Genomic DNA, 22,870 nt, shown 5'->3' on the forward strand with positions numbered 1-22,870 from the left:
GGCCGGAGTGGTGTTCGGGGTCGGGCTGCCGCCCATGGCGTTCAGCGTGAGCCAGGCCGCGGCGGCGGCCAGCACCGCTCCCGGTACGGCGTCGTGGGAGCCGGTGCCGACGAGGATGGTGGCGAACAGGACCGGGGCGAACAGCAGCCGCGTCGTGGCCACCATCCCGGCGGCCGCGCCGACCGCCACCGCGATCGTGGGCGACTGGCCGAGCAGGATCGCGGGAACCATGGCCACGCCGATGCCGAGGAAGATCGACGGGAAGATGGGACCGCCGCGGAAGCCGCAGCCCAGGCAGACGGCGTAGGCGAGCGCCTTCGCCACCAGGAGGATCACCAGGGTCCACACGGAGGTCTGGGCGTCCAGGCTGGGCAGCGCGGACTGCCCCGAGAACAGCAGGTCCTGCGAGTCCCCGCCGAGCGCTCGCACCGCCAGCGCGAGCGCACCCACGCACAGGGCACCCGCGAACAGGGGGACCGCGATCCGGCCCCGCGACTGCACCTCCACCGCCGCCGCCAGGCGCCGTGCCGCCCCGATCACGACGGCGACCACCACACCGACGGCCACGGCGACGGCGAGATCCAGCACCGTCGTCTCCGGGTACGGAGGCAGGTCGGGCACGGTCAGCGCCGTGGTCCCCAGACCACCCCAGTCCCCCAGGCCGACGAAGACGAGGTAGCCGACCGCGGCCGCGACCAGCCCGGGCAGCAGGGCCGGGATGAGCGCCGCACCCATCCCGACACCACCCTCGACGAGGAGGAAGCTCGCGACGAGCGGGCCCCCGAAGAGCGCCGAGACGGCCGAGAACGCGCCCGCGGTGGTGAGCAGCCCTGCCTGTTTGGCGTCCAGGCGGCCGAGCCTGGCCACCACCGCGCCGACGGCGCAGCCCAGGGCGATCAGCGGCGCCTCCGGGCCGAGCACGGCACCGAAGACGAGGGTGCCGAAGGCGGCGACCGCGACGCCGGGGATCTCGCGGAGTGGCAGGGACGCCGTGCTCATCCCCGCGAGCGGCTTGTGGCCACCGTCGCCGGGCAGCAGCTTCCGGCCCGCGGCCACGATCGCGGCGCCCACCAGCGGCAGGCCCAGCACGAGGTACCACGGCGGCGTCGACTGTCCGATCGCGGCGGGGACGCCGTGCCACAACCAGCGCTGGACGGTGGTGACCAGCGCCAGGAACGACGCCGCGAGCAGCGCAGCCGGCGCGCCGATGACCGCTCCGAACAGGACGAGTCGCAGGTAGGCCCGAGTACCGGCGGCCGGCGCGTTCGTCGTCATCGTCGCGCCTCTCCTCGTCGGGCCGCTGCTCGGGCACCCACCCTCTTCGACCTCCCGCCGCCGCGGCATCGTCCGCGGCGGGTGAGCCGACCGGTCAGGGGCGGCCCGCTGACGGCACCGGACGCGCGGAGACGACGGTGAGCCCCAGTGCCCGCAGCTGTGCCACGACGCCGTGCAGGTGGGACTCGTCGATCACCGGGCCGGAGATGACCGTCTGCGCGGGGAGCTCCTCGATCCGCATGTCGCAGAAGGCGTCCCTGGCCGCGTCCGGGAGCGCGCCGTCCACCCGGAACTCGTAGACCGTCGACATCGCGCGGGCGCCCGGGCTCAGCCGGTGCTTGCGGTGCGGGATCGACGGGTCGGGGTGCCGCCCCTCGTGCGCTCGACGTCCGGCACGTCTGCTCCCTCCGCGACACGGGCTCGACCGGGCGGTGGTGATCCCTGATGTCGATCCGGTCGATTCCGCAGTGTCGTTCCCTGGGGAATCCGGAGCACCACCCGGCGCGGGTGACTCCCGGTCCTCCCGGTTCCTCCGGCGTCACCACCGGCCCGATCGGGGGCGTCGAACCGACGAGACGGGTGTCTTTCTCCCGATCTTCACCGGGCCGGGCTCGGTGGTTCGCGGTTCGCCGGAACGCCGTTTTCGGTCCGATCTGCGTAATGGCCTCACTCCATCGGCGGCAGGCCGGTACCGGCAGTAGGCGGTGTGCTTCCGTAATTCGCTACTCCCACGGCCACACGGTTTCCTCCGTTCCAGGAAATCTGGGCCATCCGCATTTCGCGGGCGTTCGGCAGGGGGTGGACGACCGAAGTCGGCACTCATAGAGTGACCGCCACCAATCGCGTCCCGGTCCCCGGCGCGCCGGCCGGGGAAATGTGCCGCCGCGCGGCGGCGCGCACCTCCTCGGTTTCGTGCGCCGCTGATCATTGGGCGGGAGGGGGGTGAGATGGTCCACGTGCCGCGGTCGAAGACCGCGCTCACGCAGCTTCCGCCGGAGTTCGTGGCACGCCACGCGGTCTACGAGATCCTCGACCGCGGCCTGGACCGGCCGGTGACGCTCGTGTGTGCACCACCGGGCTTCGGCAAGACACTCCTGCTCACGGACTGGGTCCACCGCTGCGAGGTGCCGACCGCGTGGCTCACGCTCGACGAGGAGGACGACGACCCGCACCGCCTGTGGAGCGGGGTGCTCGCCGCTCTGGAGGCCTGCCCGGGGGTGCCCCTGTCGAGTCGGTTGCGCCGGCTCACCGTGTCCCGCACCACCGTCCTGCTCGACTTCCTCGACGACCTCCTCGACGGCCTCGACGCCCTGCCCGTGCGGCTCCAGCTCGTCCTCGACGGCGCCCACCACCTGCGTGACCACGACGTCCTGCACGGCATGCAGATGCTGGTACGCGCCGCCCCGGCGAGCGGGCTGCGTCTCGTGCTCGCCTGCCGGGCCGACCCCGGCCTCCCGGTGGCCCGGCTGCGGCTGGAGGAGCGGCTGTGTGAGCTCCGCACCGAACAGCTGCGGTTCTCGCTCGACGAGTCGGTGGTCCTGCTGGCGCGGTGCGGGCTGCGGCTGCGCGCATCGCAGGTCGCCGTGCTGCACGCGCGCACCGGCGGCTGGGCGGCCGGCCTCCGGCTCGCCGCGCTCCCGCTGCGGCGCCACCCCGAGCCCGACGTGTTCCTCTCCGCGTTCTCCGGCGACGAGCAGCCGGTGGCCGACTACCTGGTCGGCGAGGTGCTGTCGCAGATGGGCGCGGACGAACGCGAGCTCCTGCGGCAGACGAGCATCTCGGACGTGGTCCCGGCGGCGCTGGCCGTCGAGCTGTCCGGGCGGGAGGACGCTCCGGACGTCCTCGACCACCTCGAACATCGCACCGGACTCGTCGTCACCACCGGACCGGGTCGTGCGGAGTACCGGACGCAGGACCTGCTGCGCTCCTACCTGGTCGCCGATCTGGACCGGCACGGCCCGGGCCGCGCCGCCCGCCTGCACGGTCGGGCCGCCGACTGGTGGGCCGACCGGAACCGGCCGCTGGAGGCGCTCCGGCACGCTGTGGCCGCCGGCGAGCCCGCCCGCGTCACCCGGCTGCTGCACAGCTGTGCGGCCGACCTGGCCGCGCGCGGGGAGGTTGCGGCCCTGAACCTCGCGCTCGACGCGGTGTGCGATCCGGCGGATCCGGGGTCCGACCCGTGGTTCGGGCTGGTCCGGGCGCTGCTGCACCTCGATCGCGGTGACCGCGCGGCCGCCCGCGCGCAGCTGCGCCGCTGCCCGCCCGCAGCGTCGCACCACGCTGCCGACCCGCCGGTCGCCGACTCGGCCGCCCTGTTCACCGCGGCGGAGCGGCTCGCCGGGATCGGCAGCGCGCCCACCGGGGAGGAACCGGTGCCGGACGATCCGGCGACGGCCGCGTGGGCGCACACCGGCCGTGGGGTCGCGCACCTCGCCACCGGCGGGACCGCGGCGGGACGGCGGGAGCTCGAAGCCGCGCTGGAGCTCGCCGCCGACCGGCAGCTACGGCACCTGGAGGTGCTCTGCCTGACGCTGCTCGGAGGCGCGGCGTGGGCCATGGGCGACCTGCGCGCCGCGGAGGACCACGCGGTCGACGCGGCGCGACGGGACGGGACGCCCCCGTCGTGGACGGCAGCGGCGCAGGCGGTCCGCGCGCACGCCGCTCTGCTGCGGGGCCGCCCCACGATCGCGCTCCAGGCCGCCGCGGACGGCCTGTGCGCGGCACCGGACGGCATCGACCCGGCAATCCGGTTCGCGCTGCACAGCGCGCACGGCGGGGGGCTCGTCGACACGGGCGACCGCACCGCCGGGTTGATGGAGCTGCAGCACGCCCGCGCCGAGCTGGGCGACACCGACGTCCCGGTCCCACTCGCCGCGGCCGCGGCGCTGCTCGAGCACCACGCGGCACTCGCACTGGGCCACCCCACGGCCGCGGTCACGACCGCGGCCTGGCTGGCGGCCAGGGGCACGGCGGACGGCGAGCTGGCGGTCATGCGTGCCTGGGCTGACGCCTCCTCGGGGCAGGGGCGGTACCGCGCGGCGCGGGCCGCGGTCGAGCCACTGCTGGAGGGCGGGCTGCAGCCGGTGCTGCCGCACACGGTCGTCGAGGCGTGGTTGCTGGCGGCACGGGCGGCGCTCGCCGACGACGACCGGGCCGCCGTCCGGCACGCGGTGCAGAGGGCGCTGGCGCTGGCCGAGCCGCTCGACGCGCTGCGCCCCTTCGCCCTCGCGGGCTGCGGCGTCCGCGCGGTGCTGGTCGACCAGCTCGGCGGGATGGAGGACCGCGACGACTTCGCGGTGCGCGCGCTCGCCGCCGGCCGCCCGACCGCACCGCACCCGGTGGTGGAGCTGAGCGCGCGGGAGCGCGAGGTGCTGGCCCGGTTGCCGTCCCTGCACAACCTCGACGAGATCGCCGACGACCTGAACGTCTCGCTCAACACCATCAAGAGCCACGTGCGCGCGATCTACGGCAAGCTCGGGGTCAGCAGCCGCCGCACCGCCGTGCTCACCGCCCACGAGCAGGGTCTGCTGACATGATCGCGCGCCCGGAGCCACGGATGGTGCCCGTGTCCGAAGTCCCCACGGCCGAGCTCCCGGCGCCCCGGCCCGGCCCGGCCGGCGCGCTGCGGGTCCCCGGCCGGAAGACGGCGGTGCCCGAGCTGCCGCCCGAGTTCGTGCCCCGCCCCGGGCTGCTCGACCGGCTCGACGAGGCCCGTGCCGCGCAGCTGGTCGTCGTGAGCGCGCCCGCCGGGTACGGCAAGACGCTCCTGCTCGCCGACTGGGTGCGCCACCGGGCGGGGCCCCGTACCGCCTGGGTGTCGGTCGATGCCGACGACGACGACCCACGGCGCCTCTGGTCGGCCGTGCTCGCGGCGCTCACCGCGCTGCCCGGGGTGGGTCCGGACAGTCCACTGCGCCATGCCACCGAGGCCTCCGGCGGGACCGGTGACGTCGTGGACCGGTTGGGCGAGGCACTCGACGTCCTCGATCCGCCGGTCCACCTGGTCCTCGACGACCTGCAGGAGCTCACCGCGCGCCGGCCGGTGCGCGACCTCGCCCGGCTCGCCGCGCGCCGCCCCGCCGGGCTGCGCCTGGTGCTGTCGAGCCGGGTGGACCCGCCGATCGCACTGCCCCGGCTGCGACTGGAGGGGCGCCTGCACGAGACCCGCGCCGACCGGCTCCGGTTCGGCATGGACGACACCGTGACGCTGCTGAGCAAGGCGGGCCTCGACCTGTCCACCGAGCAGGTCGCGCTGCTGCACACCCGGACCGAGGGCTGGGTGGCCGGGCTGCGGCTCGCGGCGCTGGCGCTGCGGCGCAGCGACGACCCCGAGGCGTTCCTCGTGGAGTTCTCCGGCGACGAACGCTCCATCGCCGAGTACCTCACCGGCGAGATCCTCTCCGGGCTCGCCGACGACGCCCAGGACTTCCTGCGTGCCGTCAGCGTCTGCTCGGTGCTGCCCACCGCACTGGCCGTCGAGCTGTCGGGGCGGCCGGACGCCGGGCACGTGCTCGACGAGATGGGACACGAGACCGCACTCGTGGAGCGCGCGGGCCCGGGGGAACACCGCGTCCACACCCTGCTCCGGTCCTACCTGCGCGCGAACCTGCACCGGCACCGGCCTGCGCTGCACCGGCATCTGCAGACGGTGGCGGCGTGCTGGTGGGCCGAGCGGGCCGAGCACCTGCACGCGCTGCGCCATGCCGAACAGGCAGGCGACGCCCGGGTGCTGACGCAGCTCCTGCACCGCTCGGCGGTGCCGTTGCTGGTCAGTGGCGAGCTCGGCGCGCTCCGGCGCACCGTGGCCGCCGTCGGCACCGCCGCCCGCAGCGCCGATCCGTGGCTCGCCGTCGTCTCCGCGATCGTCCACCTCGAGGAACGCGCACTGCCGGCGGCCGCGGCGGAACTGCAGCACGCCCGCCACGCCTGGCCGTCCACACCCGGCCCGGAGCTCGAGGCCCTGCGCAGCAGCGCCGGGCTGCTGGCCAGGAGCCTCGGGCTCCCGATCGACGCCACGGCGCCCGCGCCGGGGACCGACGCCGTCGAGCCCGAGCTGGAGGCGCTGCTGCACGTCTCCCGCGCGGCGGCCGAGCTCTCGCCCGACGGCCACGGGGACCTCGACGTCGCGCTGGCGGCGCTGGACCGGTGCGCGGCACTGGCGACGGTGCACGACCTCGGTCGTCTCGAGGTGCAGAGCGGCACCCTCCGGGCGGCCGTGGCAGCGGCGCGGCGTGACCACCGCGGGATGGTCGCGGCAGCCGAGGTGGCGGTCGCGGCGGCGCTGCGCCACGGCCTGCACCCCTCGCGCTGGTCGGCTGACGCCGAGGCGGTGCTCGCGTACGCCGACCTGCTCGACGGTGACCCGAGCGGGTCGCGGACCCGGTCCGAGTCCGCCCTCACGGCGCCGGACACGATCCCGCCGGAGACCGCCTGCGCGCTGCATGCCGTGCACGGCGCGGCGCTCGCCGACGAGGGCGAGCGCAGCCGGGGCGCCGCCGAGCTCCAGGCGGCCCGACGGGAGCTCGGCGACGGGCCGGCCCCACCCGCGCTGCGCGCCGCGCTGGGCGTGCTCGAACATCGCGCGGCGCTGCTGCAGGGCAACACCGCCGTCGCCTCCGAGGTCACGGGGTGGCTCGCGGGGCACGTCGGCCACGTGGGCGAGGTGCTGCTGCTGCAGGCGTGGACGGAGGCGCTCGCCGGACGGCACGAGGCCGCCCGCGCCGCCGTCGCCCCGATCCGTGCCGCCGCGGTGCCCGTCCTGCTCCCGGACACCCTGATCGAGGCCCACCTGGTCGAGGCCGAGGCGGCGCTCGAGAGCGACGACGGCGCCCAGGGGCGGGCGGCACTCGGCACGGCCCTCGCGGTGGGCGAGTCGATCGGGGTCGTCCGTCCGTTCGCCTTCGCCGGTGAACGGACGCGGCGGCTGCTCGCCGACCGGGCCCGGCCGGGCCCGGCCACGACGTTCGAGACCCGGCTCGCCGCGGCTCGGGGCGCCGTCCGCGCCGAGCCGGCCGCGGTGCTCAGCGAGCGCGAGCTCGTGGTGCTGGCGCTGCTGCCCTCGCTGCTCAGCGCGGGTGAGATCGCCGCGGAGCTCACCGTGTCGGTGAACACCGTCAAGAGCCACATCCGCTCGATCTACGCCAAGCTCTCCGTCTCCACCCGCCGGGAGGCGGTGCGGCAGGCCCACGAGCGTGGGCTGCTGGCCTGATCGGCCCCGATCGAAACAGCAATCACCTGGACCGGGCGAGGACGCGCGCCGCGGACCGTATGACCGTGGACGGGGGCTCGGGTTCCCCCACGGATCCGGGCGGAGGGAGGTCTGCTGTGCCCGGACGACGCTACGAGTTCCGCCTGGCGGGGCGGCTGTCGGAGCGGGCCAGGGACGCGTTCGCCGGGATGGACGTGGTGGAGGTGCCGGCGCAGACCGTGCTCACCGCCACGGTCGACGACGCCCAGATGCACTCCGTGCTCGCTCTGATCCAGGCGCTCGGGCTGCACGTGGTCTCCCTGGAGCGCCTGGCCCCGGGGTCGGCGGAGGAACACCGCCCGGACGGGGAATGAGCCGGGAGGGCTCAGGTCGGGGTGCCGCCCGCCGCCGTCCCGCCCTCCGCGCCGGCCTCGTCCGCCGGACGTGCCGGTCCGCCCGCCCGCCGTCCGTCGTCGTCCGGGCTGAGCCGCTCCGGATGGTCGCGCAGCAGAGCGTCCGCCCATCCGGCCCGGGGATCCACGTCGACCAGCAGCGCCTTCGCCAGCAGCGTCAGCGGAATCGCCAGCACCGCGCCGAGGGGGCCGATGAGCCAGGCCCAGAACACCAGCGAGACGAAGGAGACCGTGACCGACAACCCGACGGAGTTGCCGATGAACCGCGGCTGGATCAGCGACTGGATCACGAAGTTGAGGACGCCGTAGACGACGATCACCGCGACCGCCGTCCCCCACCCGCCCTCGAGCAGCCCCAGGACGGCGGGCGGGACCAGCCCCAGCACGAACCCGATGTTGGGGATGAAGTTGGTGATGAACGACAGCACGCCCCAGGTGATCGCCAGCGGGACGCCCAGCAGGAGGAGCGCGACGGAGTCCAGGACCGCGACGACCAGCCCGAACACGGTGGTGACCACGAGGTACGTGCGCGTGTTCGCGGCAAAGCCGTGGAGCGCGGTGACGATCTGCGGGCGGTCGCCGCCGATCGCGGCGAGCCTGGCCCCGATCCCGCTCGCGTCGACCGTGAGGAACAGCACGAGCGCCAGCAGGAGGACGAGGTTGGCGGCCAGTCCGGCGACCCCCTCCAGCACGGAGCCCAGCAGCACGGCCACGTTGCCCCAGTCCAGCGAGTCCTCGGCGGCGCGCAGCTGCGCCGGACCGACGCCGAACTGCTGCAGGGTGTCCGTTGCCGAGGTGACGAGACGCTGCGCCTGGTCCGCGTACTGCGGCACCACGGTGGCGAGCCGGGCGACCGACACGACGACCACCCCGGACATGACCAGCAGCACCGCGTAGACCGCCAGGACGAGCACCAGCGTGCTCAGCCAGCCCGGGAGCCCGCGGCGGGTCAGCCGGTCGCGCACCGGCGCCACCGCGATCACGAGAACGAGGGCCAGGAACACCGGGCCCACCAGCCACGCCATCGCCCGCACACCCGCCGCCGTGACCACGGCCGCGGCCAGCCCGAGCAGGACGATCAGGCCGCGGGGCAGTGCGGGGCGGGTGCCGGGCCCCTCGCTCGCAGCCACACCGTGACTGCGGGCCGTGTCCGTCATCGGGGCGAGGCTAGTAACGGGGAACCGCCCACGGCGTCACCCGCGGCGGGCGGTCACCCGGGCCGGGGTGATGCCTGCGCCGCTCCCGTGCCGGGGGCCCCGTGGAGCCGGTACGGCTCACCCTGCACGGATGAGGGGGGATGCGCCGATGCGAGCAACGATTTCCCGACAAGCACGCGGAGGAGGAATCTCGATGTCCACATCGCCTCAGGCCACACCCGGCGGTACGACCGGGTATGCCGACACCCACGAGCACCACGACACCCGTGTGGCCTGGAGGACCGGGCTCGTCGTCTTCGCCGGCACCATCATGATCGTCGCCGGGGTGTTCCAGGCCCTGGCCGGGCTGGTGGCCCTGTTCCGGAACGAGGTCTATGTCGTCGGCCTCAACTACGTCTACTCCTTCGACGTCACGACGTGGGGCTGGATCCACCTCGTCGTCGGCATCCTCGTCGCGGTAGCGGGCGCCGCGGTGCTCGCCGGCCAGACCTGGGGGCGGGTCGTCGGTGTCGCGCTCGCCGTCGTGAGCATGCTGGTGAACTTCATGTTCATCCCGTACTACCCCGTCTGGTCCTTGCTGATCATCGCCCTCGACGTCTTCGTGATCTGGGCGCTGTGCACCTCCCCTCGCGAGGCCGTCGACGTCTGATGCGGCGCGACCCACCCGTCCGTGCCGGGCTCTCCCCCGCGCGCGGTCCGACCGTCGAGGAGGAGGCGTGATGGTCGTCCACCTCCTCCTCACGGCGCTCCTGCCGCCGGTGATCATCGTGCTGGCCCTGATGCTCGAACGGGTCGAGGAACACCTGGGCCGCCCCGCGGCCGGCGGCCGGTCAGCGGCACCCGAGCGGGACTCCTCCGCCCTGGCCGAACCCGCGGCATCGTCCACGGACTGAGCCCGGAGCGGGCCGTGACGAACAGGCGCGGCGAGCGTCGGCACCCGTACCGGCGCGCCGTCGTGGTGAGCGTGCTCCGGTCGGTCCTGACGACGACGGTGCTGGTCGTCCTGTACTACCTCGCCCCGCTGAGGCTGACGCTCGACCTCGGCACCTGGCTCAGGTTCCTGGCCGTGCTGGTGCTCCTCGCCGTGCTGACGGCGCGGCAGGTGCAGGCCATCCTCCGTTCCGACATCCCGCGGGTGCGCGCGGTCGAGGCCGTGGCGACGGGGCTGCCGATCCTCCTGCTGGTGTTCGCCGCGATCTACGTCGTGATCGACGCCAACCAGCCCGACAGCTTCAACGAGGCGCTGAGCCGGACCGACGCGCTCTACTTCACGGTCACCGTCTTCGCGACCGTGGGGTTCGGCGACATCGTGCCCCTCACCGAGCTCGCCCGCGTCGTCACGATGCTGCAGATGGTGACGGGCCTGCTCGCCGTCGGGCTGGTCGTGCGGGTCGTGCTGGGTGCCGCGCAGGTGGCGGTGCGCCGGCGCAACCTGCCCGGCCCGGATGCCACGGGGCGGCCCCCTGGTCCGCCCCGTGGCTGAACCGGGAGGCGCTCACGCGGACAGCGCCACGGTGAGCCGGCTCGGGCCGTGGAAGATCATGTCGTCGGCGTAGTCGACGGGACCGGGCGTCGCGGTGACGTCCGGCAGGAGGTCCAGCAGCGACCTGAGCCCGATCTCCGCCTCGGCCCGCGCGAGGCTCGCCCCGAGGCAGTAGTGGATGCCCATCCCGAACCCCAGGTGCGGCCCGGGTGGCCGGTGGAGGTCGAGGCGGTCGGGGTCGCTCCAGCGCGCCGGATCGCGGTTCGCGGACCCGAGCAGTGCGACGACCTTGCTCCCCGCGGGCACGCGGTGCCGGTCCACCTGCAGGTCCCGGTGGACCCAGCGGCTCACCGCCTGCACCGGGGGGTCGTACCGCACGAGCTCGTCGACGGCGCCCGGCAGCAACGTGGGGTCCGACCGCAGCTCGTCGAGGGCATCCGGGTTCGCCAGGAGGGCGAGCACGGACTTGGCGAGGAGGTTCGTCGTCGTCTCGTGACCGGCGGTCAGCAGGTGGACGCAGGTGGCGATGATCTCCGTGTCGCTCAGCGGCGCCACTTCGCGCGACTGCGCGAGCGCCAGCAACGAGATGAGGTCGGGCCCCGGCTCCCGGCGACGGGCGTCGAGCTGTTCGGCGAAGAACGCCGACAGCCGCCGGGCCGCCGCGTCCGCGACGTCGTGGGCGTCATCCCGGGCGGCGGCCCGGGAGCTGCTGGCCTCCTGCAGCGCGGTCGACGCGGCGCGCAGCCACTCCCGGCGGTCCGCCGCCACCCCGAGCAGCTCCGAGATGACGAGGATCGGGAGCGGCGCGGCGAACTCGGCGACGACGTCCACCACGCTCCTGCGCCGCAGCTGCGCGATCAGGTCACCGGCGATCATCTCGATGCGCGGGCGCAGGCCGGCCGCGACGGCCGGCGAGAACTCCGTGGCCAGCAGGGACCGCACGCGGGTGTGCCGCGGGGGGTCCAGGAACACCAGCCAGTTGTCCACCAGGTCGCGCAGCGTCGCAAACCGGTCGGGGACGAGCCCGTCGGCCGCGGTGCCCGGCCCCGAGGGCAGCGGGCTGCGCCCGCAGTGCCTGCTGGTGAGCACGGTGGCCACGCCCGGGTGGCTGAAGACGTAGTAGGTGGCGGGGCCACCGCCGTCGGGGTCGGCCCGCTGCACGGGCGCCACCTCGCGGAAGCGCCGGTAGACCGGGTACGGGTCGGCGATGTCACCGCGACTCCACCCCCGCAACGTGAACGCGGGCAGGGCGCGGCCCACCCCGCTCATGCCGCACCGCACAGGCGGCCGGCCCCGCGCACCCGGTCGGCGAGGCCCGTCGCGTCCGACGGCAGCTCATCGGCGCGCCATGCGACGTGCCCGTCCGGCCGGACGAGGACGAAGGCCCGCTCGTACAGCGCCGCCACCTCGGGCAGGGTGCAGTCCGTGGCGGCCAGCGGCACACCGCGCCGGGCGAACGCCCGCTCGAAGGCCACCCGGCGGTCGGACGCGGCGAAACACAGCAGCCGGAACCCGTCGCCGAACAGGTCGAGGGTGGAGACCCCGGGGGCGAGCCAGGCGTGCGGGGCCCGCGACCCGGGCAGGCTGTTGGGCCGCTGCACCACGTCGTCCTCGTCCTCCTCCTCGTCCGGGACGATGATCGGCGAGCTGTAGCGGAAGCCCAGGTGGATCATCGGCGCGTCGAACTCCCGGCCGACCCCGCTGCGCTCGAGCCGCTCGGCCATCGCCGCCCGTGCCCGCTCGCCGTCCGCCGTCGAGAGGTGGATCTCGGGAGGGACCTCGCGCTTCATCGTGCGCTGCAGGTTGCGGTTGGCCTCCTCCAGCCCCGCCACGGCCACCGGGCGCCGCTCGGTGCGGTAGGTGTCGAGCAGCCCCGGGCCCGCCCAGCCCGAGAGCTCGGCGGCCAGCTTCCAGCCCAGGTCGGCAGCACCGCAGATGCCGGTGTTCATGCCGAAACCGCCGGACGGGGACAGCGTGTGCGCGGCGTCCCCGACCAGGAAGACCCGGCCGCTGCGGAACTCGTCGGCGACCCGCTGCACGAGGTGCCACCGGTCGTCGGACAGCACCTCGAACGGGGTGTCGACCGCCAGCGCCCGGCTCACCAGCGTTCGTGGCGGCCCCTCGGCCTCCGGGCTCCCCCCGATCCCGACCGTCAGGCGGTACAGCGACGTCCCGTCGAGGGCGCGTAGCGGGAACCGCAGCGACGAGGAGAGCATCAGGTAGTAGAAGAGCGCGTGGCGCGATCCCAGCTGCTCGCGCAGCCGGGGGGCGCGGAACAGGATGTTGCGGAAGACCTGGGTGCGGTACCGGGTGGGCGCCGGGATCCCGCAGTCCTTCCGGATCGGCGACGACGTGCCGTCGCACGCGACGAGGAACCGGGCCGCGATCGTGCCCTGGCGCCCGGTGTCCCGGTCGACCACGGTGACCGTGACCCCGTCGGGGCTCTCGACGACACCGGCCACGGCGCACCGCGTCCTGATCGGGCCGTCCGGTGCCACGCCGAGCTCGTCGGCCAGCACCGGCGTCAGCCAGTGCTGGGGGCAGATGGCGTCCGGCTCGGGGGTGTGCGCGAAGGGGCGGCGGGTGGCCATCGTCGCGCGGTCCAGCCGGTACAGCTCGTGCCCGCCGACCCGCGTGACCCAGACGCTGTCCAGGGAATGGTCGGCGGGCCAGCCCGCGCCCCGGACCCGGTCGGCCACCCCCCACCGCCGGAACAGCTCCATCGAGCGCGGCCCGACGGAACCGACCCGCGGGTGCGGCACCGCGAGATCACCCTTCTCGGCCAGGACGAAGTCGACCCCGCGCGCCCGCAGCTCCAGGCCCATCGCCAGGCCCACCGGGCCGCCGCCCACGACGACGACGTCGGTCTGCTGATCAGCAACCATGGTTCGTGGTGCTCCCGTCCAGGTCACGGAACAGCCGTGCCAGCGAGGTGGCCGAGTCGGCGACGCGCTGCGGCATCACCGGGCAGGCCGCGCACTCCCGCGCCAGCTGCTCGAACCGCCGGGCCAGTGCCCGGCGGGCCACATCCGGCCGCGGGACCGGGCCCGGTTCGACGTCGAGCTCGAAGGACGGCCCGGCGGTCCGGCCGCGCACGCCCGACGGGAGTGTCACGAGCAGCTCGGACACCGGCCGCATCAGGCCGTTCATGACCTCGATCGCCGAGTTCATGAGGACCGAGCGTCGGAGGCGGCCGTCGGGTGACTCCGCGAAGTGCTGCACGATGAGCTGGAGCATCACGGAGTAGGCCTCGTTGAAGATCCGCATCGCGTGGCGGGCCGTCGGATCGGTCACCAGCGTCCGTGCCGGGCGGTCGGCCCGCAGCGTCGGGTTGCGCACCACCGGGAAGGCCGGGCTCCACGGCCGGCCGGCACCGGACTCCGCCTTGTTGCGCACCTCGACCAGCAGCTCCGACATCCGCAGGAACGACGCGAAGTGCGAGTCCTCCCCGCTGTCCCCGGCCCCGAGCATCCCGCCCTCGCCCTGCTCGGTGACGATGTCGATGGCGAAGAGCGCACTGGCCAGGTCGTCGACCTCGAGCTGGTAGTCCGGGTGCCGGGCGTTGATCGAGCGGCGGAGGAACAGATGGTGCTCGCCGCCTCCCCGGCCGGGCGCCACCAGGAAGAGATCCGGGACGTCCTGCAGCCCCTGACGGATCCGCGCGTACATCTCGCTCAACGTCTCGTACCGGCCCGCACCCGCCGCGCCGGTGGTGGTGGGCAGGTCGGGTCGCCGTACCTCCGGCGTGCCCACCGCGGGCTGCTCGATCGCGATGAACCGCGCCACGGTGGCGATGTCGAGCCCTTCGAGGCACAGGTCCAGGGGCACCGGCAGGTCGGTGCCGAGCGCGCCGAAGTCCAGCGCGGGGACGCAGAAGGGCTCACCGAGAGCCATGAGGATGTTGTTGACGAGGAGGAAATGGATCATCTCCTCGCGCGCGATCTCCACCAGCTTTCCCCGGACGCCGCCGTCGAGGGTCTCTCCGCCGTCACCCAGGGCGACCCGCAGCTGCTCGGGGGTCCACAGACCGCGGTCGACGAAGGCCTCGGCCGCCGCGTACGTCGGCACCGAGTACGCCGCGTAGAGGTACTGCAGCATCACGGCCAGCTCGACCGCCACCGCCTGGCGCAGCGCGGCCACGAGCTCGCCGCGGCCGGAGATCCGCCGGTGGACCTCCACCGGGGCCTGCCCGATCTCCGGCACCACGGTCGAGGAGCGGCGCGCGATCAGGAACTTCCGCAGCAGCTCCGCCTTGGGCGCGGACAGGTCCCGCGTCGGCGGCATGTAGTAGGTCTTCGCCAGGTTCCGCGGATCGCTCATCTGCCAGATCAGCTGGGCGTAGTTCTCCACCTTGATCCGCTCGGCGAGGCTGAAGACCTCGTCCTTCATGAACGAGTAGAGGAACTCGTAGTAGGCGAAGATCTCGCGGTAGAGCAGCTCGAAGGTGACCTGCTCCTCCGGGATGTCGGCGAGGTGCCAGTCGTCGGGCAGGACGCGCAGCGACAACCATCCCGCGCCGGACCAGAAGCCGAGGCGGTCGTCGTTGTCGTAGCCGGTGACGGCGGAACCCGGCTCGCCCGGGCCGCAGGGCCGGTCGTGCGGCTCGGCGGAGAGCAGCACCCGCGCGCAGCCGGCCCGCGCCCCGCGCAGCCCGAACCAGCCGCGCCCCTCGCCGTCGGTGTGCGTGGTGCAGGAGTCGCCCCACTCGCCGGCGTCCCCCGACCGCCCGCCGCGCAGCCGCGCCGTCCGCACGTCCCCGCTCCGCGCGTGCGGCCGCCTCGCCACCGGGTCACGGGGGATCGCCCGCGGGTTGACGTACTGCGTCACGTGCACCGGGTCGACGGCGGCGGGACGGCCCCGGTGGAACGCCCGGAACGCCACCTCGACGTCCTGCTCGTCGTCCGCCGGACCCCGGGGATGGTCCACGATCAGGACGGCGTCGTCGGTCTGGAGGACGGTCTCCCGTTCACGCAGCAGCACGGTCGGGGCGGCGGTCCCGTCGGGGGGCCGCTCGACGACGAGCAGCGCCTCGCCGCCGGCCACCTCCGATCCGGCGCGGGCCGGCACCGTCACCACCCCGGAGGTCGGGTCCGCGTCGATCCCGTCCAGCACGGCCACCAGCCGGTCGGTCTCCCCCGTCCGCACCTCGAGCCTGCGCGCGCGCAGCCCGGGCCACGCCGACGGCGAACCGACCAGGTTGACGGTCACGTGCCCGGCCGCCACCTCGACGCCGACCGGGCTCGGCCAGCGGGCACCCCGCTCGGGCACGAGCAGCCGCCCGGCCGGGTAGGTCCGCAGCTCCGCCGGACGCCACGGCGCGATCGTCCCCCACACCGGCCGGCGGCTCGGCCCGCCCGGCACGCCCTGCACGGGCGGCCCGCCCAGCACGAACTGCACGACCAGGCCCGAGCACCCGGGGGTCCCGACCGTCTCGCGCAGCCGCGCGGTGACCGGGGAGGCCGTCGGGTCGGGAAACCACGTGAGGCCCCCGTGGTCGCTGACCACGAACTGGAACGTGCTGGTCCAGCCACCGGGCGGCCCACCGGCCGAGTCGTGCCAGCGCGCCGGGTGCATCCCCTGCACGTCGCCGAGCAGCAGGTAGCCCACGTCGTGCGACCGTCCCCGGCGGCCGAAACCGAACTGGCCGACGGCCAGCGCGGTGGTCCAGTTCGAGGAGGGGTCGACGTCGAATATCCGCGCCCTGTTGACCGTGGTCGCCAGATACTCGTTGTAGTGGCCCCAGAGATCGACAGTGCTGCCGACGACCGGATCATGCATGTCGATCTCACCGGCGGTAGGTTCCGCCGCCACCAGCGTGGCAGCCACCGCGAAATGGCCGTTGCCGCCGAAGGTGTCGCCCTTCGCCGCACCGAGCAGGCCGTGATATCTCTCCGGCGGAAGATCACCGGGCGCGGGCCGCCCGTCGGGCAGCAACGCCGTGTTCGTCGCCAGATCCACCAGGCCACTGCGCGGTCCGGTCGGGAGCTGGGTGGTGGCCGTCCCCCGGAAATGCAGGCGCGGCACGTCGAAGACACTCACCAGGTAGCTCCCCCACTTCCGCCGATTCGATTATCACGAGGCGGATGAGGCGACACATCCCCTATCGAGGGCCGCCGTTGACGGGGCCTGCGCCGGCACGGGCGCGGAATCGGCCGCTCACCCCGCACGACCGGACGGTGCTGAGGGCATCGGACGGGCAGGCAGACCCCTACCGGCGAAATCGTTTCCGTCCCGGAATATCCACGTAGCGCGCGCCCGGCGAATGGAGGACGGCGCACCCGGTACGAGACCCGCAGCGCACTCCGCAAGAACAGACTGCCCCCCGGATAACGCCACACCGCTCACCCGGAGAGTCCATCCGGTCGTGTGGGTTGGACCCGCGACCCCGATCGGCCGCCACCGGAAATCGGGCTCGGAACCGTCCACCGCAGCCATCGTCCGGGGATGTGCGGCGAACCGTGTGACGAGCACGCTGAGGAATGGCGCCCACCCCCGCTCGATGGGCTCGCCACGAGGGAGCGCAATTCCCATGAGTACGCCCGCGGAAATGTCATGCGCCGAGGATCGATCCGTAGCCGTTCCGCTCGATGCGGAGCCCGTGCAGGCCACCCGGATCGTGGTGATCGGCGCCGGTGCCGCAGGCCTGGTCGCCTCCCGCGAGCTCGAGCGCCGAGGGCACGACGTCACGGTCCTCGAGAGCCGCCGGGCGGTCGGCGGCCGTATCCGCACGCACCGTTTCGGGAGCGTGCAGCCCGGTCCGCTGGTGGAGCTGGGCGCCATGCGGATCCCCGGCGCCCACGAACGCACCATGGCGCTCATCCGGGAACTCGGGCTCGGCAGCCGGCTCCGTCCGTTCCTGACGCTGTTCTCCGACGACCGGACCTTCGTCCACACCGCGGTCGGTCACGTCCAGGTGCGGGACGCGCCGCCCGTACTGGTGCAACAGCTCCGGTCCCGCCTGCCGGCGGCGGACCACCGGGAGGACACCGTCCGGTTCGCCGCCTGGCTCGCGGCGAGCGCCACCGCCACCGCGCCCGCCGACTTCGCCCATGCGATGTCCGACGACGTGCTCAGGGAGCTGCTCACCTTCGTCGACGGGATCGACGTCCGCCCCTATCTCGGCACCCGGTGGAGCGGCGGGGTCGATCTCAACACGTTCTTCACCGACCACTCCCGCGCGGCGATGCAGCACGGTGGCCGGCTCCTGTCCTTCTTCGCGGACATGGCCGCCGAGACGAGCCTGCCCCTGTCCCGGCTCACCGGCGGGATGGACCAGATCGCCCACCGGCTCGCGGCCGGTCTCCGCGGGGACATCCTCGTCGGGCACGAGGTGGTAGGCATCGACGTGCACGCCCGGGGGGTCCGGCTGATCGTCCGGAACGGCGCCGAGGTCACGGTCATGGAGTGCGATGCCGTCGTCTGCACGGTTCCGTTCTCCGTGCTGCGGCACATCGCGCTGCGCGGTCTGCACCCGGACAAGCTCGAGCTGATCCACGACATGGCCTACTGGCCGGGAACCAAGATCGCGCTGCTGTGCCGGGAGCCCTTCTGGCAGCGCGACGGGATCATGGGCGGCGCCTCGTTCACCGGCGGCGTGGTGCGCCAGACCTACTACCCGCCGGTGGAACACGACCCGGTGCACGGCGCCGCGCTGCTGGCGAGCTACAGCATCGGCACCGACGCGCAGGTCCTCGACGACATGGATCCCGCGACGCGCACCTCCGTCGTGCTCGACGAGCTCAGCGCGATCCACCCGCAGCTGTCCCGGCCCGGGATGGTGCGCGAGGTCGTCACCCGGTCCTGGGGCCAGGATCGGTGGAGTCACGGTGCCGCGGCCGCCCGCTGGGGAAAGGATCCCGGGACCTGCGAGGACGAGCGTCTGCTGGCCGCCCGGCCGGAGGGGCGGCTCCTCTTCGCAGGCGAGCACTGCTCCTCGTACCCGGCGTGGATCGAGGGTGCCGTCGAGTCGGCACGCGAGGTCGTGCGCCACATCCGCCTGCCCGCCGCTGCCCGGGCCGGGCGCATCGGCTGACCGCCGGCGGCCGGGGCCCGGTCAGTGACCCGCCGCGTGGTGGACCAGCTCCAGCCGGGAGTGCACCTCGAGCTTGCGGAACACCTGCCGCAGGTGGAACGCCACCGTGTGCGGAGAGAGGAACAACCGCCCGGCGATCTGCTGGTTCGTGAGGCCCTGCAGCGCCAGGTCGGCCACCTGGCGCTCCTTGTCGGTGAGGCTCTCCCACCCGCTGGTCGGCCGGCTGGCGTACTTCCAGTGCCGGCGCCGGATGCCCAGCCCGCGCAGCTTCTTCCGGATCCGGGCGGCGTCCCGTTCGGCACCGACGTCCCCGTAGAGACCGAGCGCGGTGGTGAGCACCTCCACGACACGCTGCTGGTCGCCGGACGGGAGCGCACCTGCCAGGTCCTCCGCCGCGGACGCGCGGCACCACGGGTCGACGTGCCGCTCGACGGCGAGCCCGAGGGCGTCCGGCCTGCGCAGCAGCAGTCCTCGGGCGTGCGCGGCCGAGCCGGCCAGCGTGTCGACGTCCGGGGCGTGGGCCGCGAGGTCGGCGGCGACGGCGACGACCCGCTCGGCGAGCGACCCGCGACCGCAGGCGAGCGACGCACGCACCAGCCACGCCGCGTGTGAGGGGTGCTGGAGCAGCAGGCCGGGCAGGGCGTCCGCGCCCGCCGCGATGCGGTCGAGCATCTCCATCACCGTGCGCCGGTCGTCCTCCGCCTCCGCGACCCGCGCCCGGATCAGCTCCCCGAGCTGCGGGCGGGCGTACCCGCCGTCCACGGGCAGTGCGGCCAGCAGGCCACGGACGCTCCGGGCCGCTCCCCCGGGGTCGCCGCGCATGACGGCACCCATCGCCAGCACCGTCCAGGCGACCGAGGTGCCCATGCCGACCCCGGCACGCGCGGCGAAGGCGAGTGCGGCGCTCAGCTCGGCCTCCGCGGCACCGAGCCGCCCCCTGGCGAAGAGCAGGTGGCCCCGCGCGACGCGGCGCACGCTTCCCCCCAGCACGGCGGGCTCGTCCGCCGGCTTGGCGAGCCACTCCTCCGCCTCGTCGAACCGCCCCAGGGACGTCAGGATCAGCACCGGGGGGTGGCAACCGTGCGCCGTCATCGGGTTCGCCACGGCCTGCTGCGTCGCCTCCCGGCTCAGCCGCAGCGCCTCCGCCGCGTCGCCTGCCCGCCAGGCGAGGGCGGCGAGCACGCCGAGCCGAGGTCCACGGTCGGTCGCGGCCGGCCCGTCCCGCTCGTCCAGCTCGTCGGCCGACGCGCGGGCCAGGTCGCCGTCCTGGCTCAGCAGTGCCCACAGCCGGGTGAGCGCCGCCTCGCCGCGCACCGCAGCGGGGCTCCGCCCGTCGGCGAGCACCTGCTCGGCCGCCGCCAGGGCCGCGGCCGCGTCGCCCTGCATCAGGTGGGCGATCGCCAGCCGGCTGCGCGTCTCGGCGGCCTGCGCCGGTCCGAGCGACCGGAGCGACGGGTCCGCGCCGAGCTCGACGACCCGCGACAGTGGGCCCACCCGGCCCCATACGTCGATCGCGAGCGCGGCCAGCGAACCGAACTTGTCGTGGGTGCTCGGGACCAGTTCCAGCCCGTGCCGGATCAGCTCGGCGCCCATGTCCGGCTGGGTGTCCCGGGCCGCCTCCGTGGCTCGGCGGAGGATCTCCACCGTGACGTCGTCGACGTCCCGGGCCCCCCGCACGAGGTGCAGTGCCCCCTCCACGAGCCGGCCCCGCTGGGCCAGGAACATCTCGGCCGCCTGCCGGTGGACCGCGGCGCGGATGGGCACCGGCAGCCCGTCGACCAGGGCCTGCCGGATCGCCCGGTGGCGGAAGAACATCTGATCCGACTCGGCGACCAGGATCCTCGCGGCCAGCGCCTCCTTGAGGATCGGGGTCAGCGAGCCGATGGTCACGCCGAGCATCCGGGCCAGGTCGTCGGGAACGACCGACGAGCCGAGCACCGCAGCCACCTCCAGCACCCCGTGCGCAGCGGGCGACATCTCCTGGATCCGGCGGGTCACCAGGGTGCGAAAATGCGCGGGGACCACGTCGGTCGGTGCGGCGTCGGGCGCGGGGACGTCGTCGAGGAGCCCCTCGACGATCGACACGACGAACTTCGGGTTGCCGTCCGCCGACCTGATCAGCTCCTCGACGGCGCCGCTCGGCTCCCCACCGAGCATCTCGGCGGCGAGTTCCCGGACGGCACCGTCGGACAGCGGGCGCAGCGGCATCTCACAGATCGCGACCCGGCCCCGGACCGACCGCAGGAGCTGCTCGAGGTGGTGCGACCCGTCGCCGGTCGGCGAGGACAGCAGCCACACGACCGGCTGCACGGCGAGCCGCCGGACCACTCCACGCAAATTCGCGAGCGCGTCCTGGTGCGCCAGATGCAGATCGTCGAGCGCAACGAGAACGGGGCCCGTCCGCGGCGCCGTACCGATGTCGTCGGGCAGCTCGGAAGCACCGGATTCCGCGGCTTCGACCCTCGGCTCCGGGATGTGCAGAGGGACCGACACCACGGCCAGTGGCGCGCTGTCCAGCAGTTCGTCCGCCTCGACGTCCAGGACCTCGAATCCCTCGGCGCGCGCGATTTCGCCCGCCGCATTCAGCAGCCTGGTTCTCCCGGCGCCGCGGTAACCCGTCACGGAGATGACGCAGCCCGACCCCGTGTCAATCGTGGATCGGAGCCGGCGGGTTATTTCCGCGAGCTCGGCTTCACGTTCTTTCATCGATGGCCGGCCGGGTCTCCCGACCGGTCGTCGGACGCGCCTGTCCCGTCGACGTTCCACGCGCGGGGTCATACGGCTCCTCGGGAACTCGAGCGCTGCGAGTGCAGACGACGACGGTCGCACACGCAGCCGCTTCGCTGCACCCATCCCGGGCGTTACCCATTCGGAGAAACTCATCGGAGCGCCTATGCGCCGAGCTGCCGTTGTACTCGGCGCACGGGGACAGAGCGGAGAGGCACCCGGGCCGGCGAATACAGCCTGCGTGACGGGCCGGTTTCGGCCGTTCCCGCGGCCGGCGGCCAGAGCGGGTGGAGAAGGGCGTCACGGACGACCGGCGTCGGCGGTGCGCTCGCGACGGCGAGCCCGCCCTGCGCGGCCGGTGTCAGACGTTCGCTGTGACGAACCGGTGCCCACTGGTGTTCTGCACGAGAACCTGGGTGACCGCAGCGGGGTCGAGCAGCACCGTGCCGTCGAGGGTGACCCCCTGGGCCGCCGTCGACGACGAGACGAGCCAGCTCCCGGCCGTCTGACGCTGACCGTCGCGGCCCACCACGATCAGCTGGCACGCCTGGCCGGCGGGGATCCCCGTCACCGCCGCGTTGACCCGGACCCAACCGGCGGCCGGCACCATGCGCACGGTCAGCCGGGCGCCGGTGGTGGGGTCCTGCGCACTCGCGAACCGGGTGCCCGGCACCTGGGGAGACGCGGAGGTCGGCGTGGGACCGTCCGCGAGCACCTGCGGAACGTCCGCCATGGTCCGGCCGACGAGCACGCCGACGCAGAGCGCGGCGGCCGCCGCGACCACCCCTGCCGCGGCCGCCCAGCGCGTGCGGCGGCCGGTCGTGCCCGACACGTCGGTGCGCATCTGGCGCAGGGTGCGCTGCAACAGGAGGTCCGCGTCGTCCGGTGGGCCCTCCAGGAACGCCTCCACGGGGACCGAGGCGAGCAGCTCCTGGACCTCGCGCAGGGAGTGCACCTCGTCCCGGCAGTCGGCGCATCCGGCGAGGTGGAGTTCGACCGCCCGGGCCGTGTCGGGATCCAGGCCGCCGACGATGTAGCCGTCGATGTCGACATGGTCGTCCGACAGCCTCATCACGCAGCTCCTTCCACGCCTACCGGGCGCTTCGGGAAGTGGTCACGCAGTGCTCGCAGGGCGTAGTAGGAGCGCGACTTCACCGTGCCACTCGGGATACCGAGCACCTCGGCGGTCTCGCCGACCGTGCGTCCGTGCAGGTACATCTGCACGAGCACATCACGGTGCTCGGTCGAGAGGTGCTCCAGCGCGTCGAGCACGACGATGCTGTCGACCACCCGGTCGGCGTGGTCGCGCTCGACCGGCACCGTGTTCTGCGTCTCGGCCACCTCCGTGGGCCGGGCGTTGCGGGCCCGAGCCCGGTCGATGATGATGTTGCGGATCACGGTGAGCAGCCACCCGCGCACCGAACCCCTGCTGTTGATCAGGCTGTCCGGGCTGCGCCACGCCCGCAGCATCGCCTCCTGCACGACGTCCTCGGCCGCGGCACGATCACCCGTCAACCTCGTGGCGTACCCCAGCATCGCCTTGCCGTGCTCGTTGAACAACGAGCGGACGAGCGCCTCGTCCGCCATGTTCCGGCG

Annotated in this window: 16 protein-coding genes; 7 read left to right on the forward strand and 9 right to left on the reverse strand. The window is 74.1% G+C overall.

From position 1 onward, the window contains the following. Positions 1-1,275, reverse strand: a 1,275-nt coding sequence (locus HF577_RS28530) for a chloride channel protein (protein WP_169399072.1), incomplete at its 3' end; no start/stop codon positions are given. Between the two features lie 94 nt (positions 1,276-1,369). After that, positions 1,370-1,585: a hypothetical protein gene (locus HF577_RS28535; RefSeq protein WP_169399073.1), complete on the reverse strand. Its 216-nt coding sequence runs from the start codon at positions 1,583-1,585 to the stop codon at positions 1,370-1,372. Between the two features lie 637 nt (positions 1,586-2,222). Here HF577_RS28535 and HF577_RS28540 point away from each other — a divergent pair. The 3 genes from HF577_RS28540 to HF577_RS28550 all read left to right on the forward strand — a co-directional run bounded on the left by HF577_RS28540 (position 2,223) and on the right by HF577_RS28550 (position 7,836). Further along, entirely contained in the window at positions 2,223-4,811 is a 2,589-nt protein-coding gene (locus tag HF577_RS28540) for a LuxR C-terminal-related transcriptional regulator (RefSeq protein ID WP_169399074.1), read from the forward strand. A gap of 29 nt (positions 4,812-4,840) precedes the next feature. Continuing rightward, complete coding sequence (locus tag HF577_RS39885; RefSeq protein ID WP_169399075.1) at positions 4,841-7,483, forward strand: LuxR C-terminal-related transcriptional regulator; 2,643 nt, start codon at positions 4,841-4,843, stop codon at positions 7,481-7,483. A gap of 116 nt (positions 7,484-7,599) precedes the next feature. Then, positions 7,600-7,836, forward strand: coding sequence for a hypothetical protein (locus HF577_RS28550; RefSeq protein WP_169399076.1), 237 nt, complete (start codon positions 7,600-7,602; stop codon positions 7,834-7,836). Positions 7,837-7,847: 11 nt separating this feature from the next. Here the strand turns inward: HF577_RS28550 and HF577_RS28555 are convergent, their stop codons facing one another. Then, a complete protein-coding gene (locus HF577_RS28555) occupies positions 7,848-9,032 on the reverse strand; it encodes an AI-2E family transporter (protein ID WP_169399077.1) in 1,185 nt (394 codons plus the stop codon). A gap of 193 nt (positions 9,033-9,225) precedes the next feature. Between HF577_RS28555 and HF577_RS28560 the strand changes: the two genes are divergently transcribed. The 3 genes from HF577_RS28560 to HF577_RS28570 all read left to right on the forward strand — a co-directional run bounded on the left by HF577_RS28560 (position 9,226) and on the right by HF577_RS28570 (position 10,515). Continuing rightward, complete coding sequence (locus tag HF577_RS28560; protein WP_246267450.1) at positions 9,226-9,681, forward strand: DUF7144 family membrane protein; 456 nt, start codon at positions 9,226-9,228, stop codon at positions 9,679-9,681. Between the two features lie 70 nt (positions 9,682-9,751). After that, a complete protein-coding gene (locus tag HF577_RS28565) occupies positions 9,752-9,925 on the forward strand; it encodes a hypothetical protein (protein ID WP_169399078.1) in 174 nt (57 codons plus the stop codon). A 14-nt stretch (positions 9,926-9,939) separates the two neighbouring features. Further along, the gene (locus HF577_RS28570) at positions 9,940-10,515 is read left to right on the forward strand and encodes a potassium channel family protein (protein WP_169399079.1); all 576 of its coding nucleotides are present in this window, start codon (positions 9,940-9,942) and stop codon (positions 10,513-10,515) included. Between the two features lie 12 nt (positions 10,516-10,527). Here the strand turns inward: HF577_RS28570 and HF577_RS28575 are convergent, their stop codons facing one another. From HF577_RS28575 to HF577_RS39890, 3 genes are read right to left on the reverse strand one after another with little or no spacing between them, the layout of a single operon-like run. Beyond that, positions 10,528-11,784, reverse strand: a complete 1,257-nt coding sequence (locus tag HF577_RS28575; protein WP_169399080.1) for a cytochrome P450 — start codon at positions 11,782-11,784, stop codon at positions 10,528-10,530. After that, positions 11,781-13,400, reverse strand: coding sequence for an FAD-dependent monooxygenase (locus tag HF577_RS28580; RefSeq protein ID WP_169399081.1), 1,620 nt, complete (start codon positions 13,398-13,400; stop codon positions 11,781-11,783). Before HF577_RS28580 ends, HF577_RS28575 begins: the two co-directional genes overlap by 4 nt. Then, on the reverse strand, positions 13,390-16,554 hold the full coding sequence (locus tag HF577_RS39890) for a ferritin-like domain-containing protein (protein WP_169399082.1): 3,165 nt from the start codon (positions 16,552-16,554) through the stop codon (positions 13,390-13,392). The genes HF577_RS28580 and HF577_RS39890 overlap by 11 nt, the downstream gene beginning before the upstream one ends. A gap of 559 nt (positions 16,555-17,113) precedes the next feature. On the opposite strand from HF577_RS39890, the gene HF577_RS28590 reads away from it, so the two are divergent. Further along, on the forward strand, positions 17,114-18,547 hold the full coding sequence (locus tag HF577_RS28590; protein ID WP_169399083.1) for a flavin monoamine oxidase family protein: 1,434 nt from the start codon (positions 17,114-17,116) through the stop codon (positions 18,545-18,547). 21 nt (positions 18,548-18,568) lie between these two features. Here HF577_RS28590 and HF577_RS39895 read toward each other — a convergent pair whose 3' ends face one another. The 3 genes from HF577_RS39895 to HF577_RS28605 all read right to left on the reverse strand — a co-directional run. Then, complete coding sequence (locus tag HF577_RS39895) at positions 18,569-21,169, reverse strand: helix-turn-helix transcriptional regulator (RefSeq protein WP_169399084.1); 2,601 nt, start codon at positions 21,167-21,169, stop codon at positions 18,569-18,571. A 466-nt stretch (positions 21,170-21,635) separates the two neighbouring features. After that, complete coding sequence (locus HF577_RS28600) at positions 21,636-22,346, reverse strand: anti-sigma factor (RefSeq protein WP_169399085.1); 711 nt, start codon at positions 22,344-22,346, stop codon at positions 21,636-21,638. Continuing rightward, positions 22,346-22,870: sigma-70 family RNA polymerase sigma factor (locus tag HF577_RS28605; protein WP_407692244.1), on the reverse strand; the 525-nt coding region annotated here is incomplete at its 5' end. The genes HF577_RS28605 and HF577_RS28600, both read right to left, overlap by 1 nt.

Origin of the sequence: Pseudonocardia xinjiangensis (assembly GCF_012911925.1) — a bacterium.
GTDB lineage: Bacteria > Actinomycetota > Actinomycetes > Mycobacteriales > Pseudonocardiaceae > Pseudonocardia > Pseudonocardia xinjiangensis.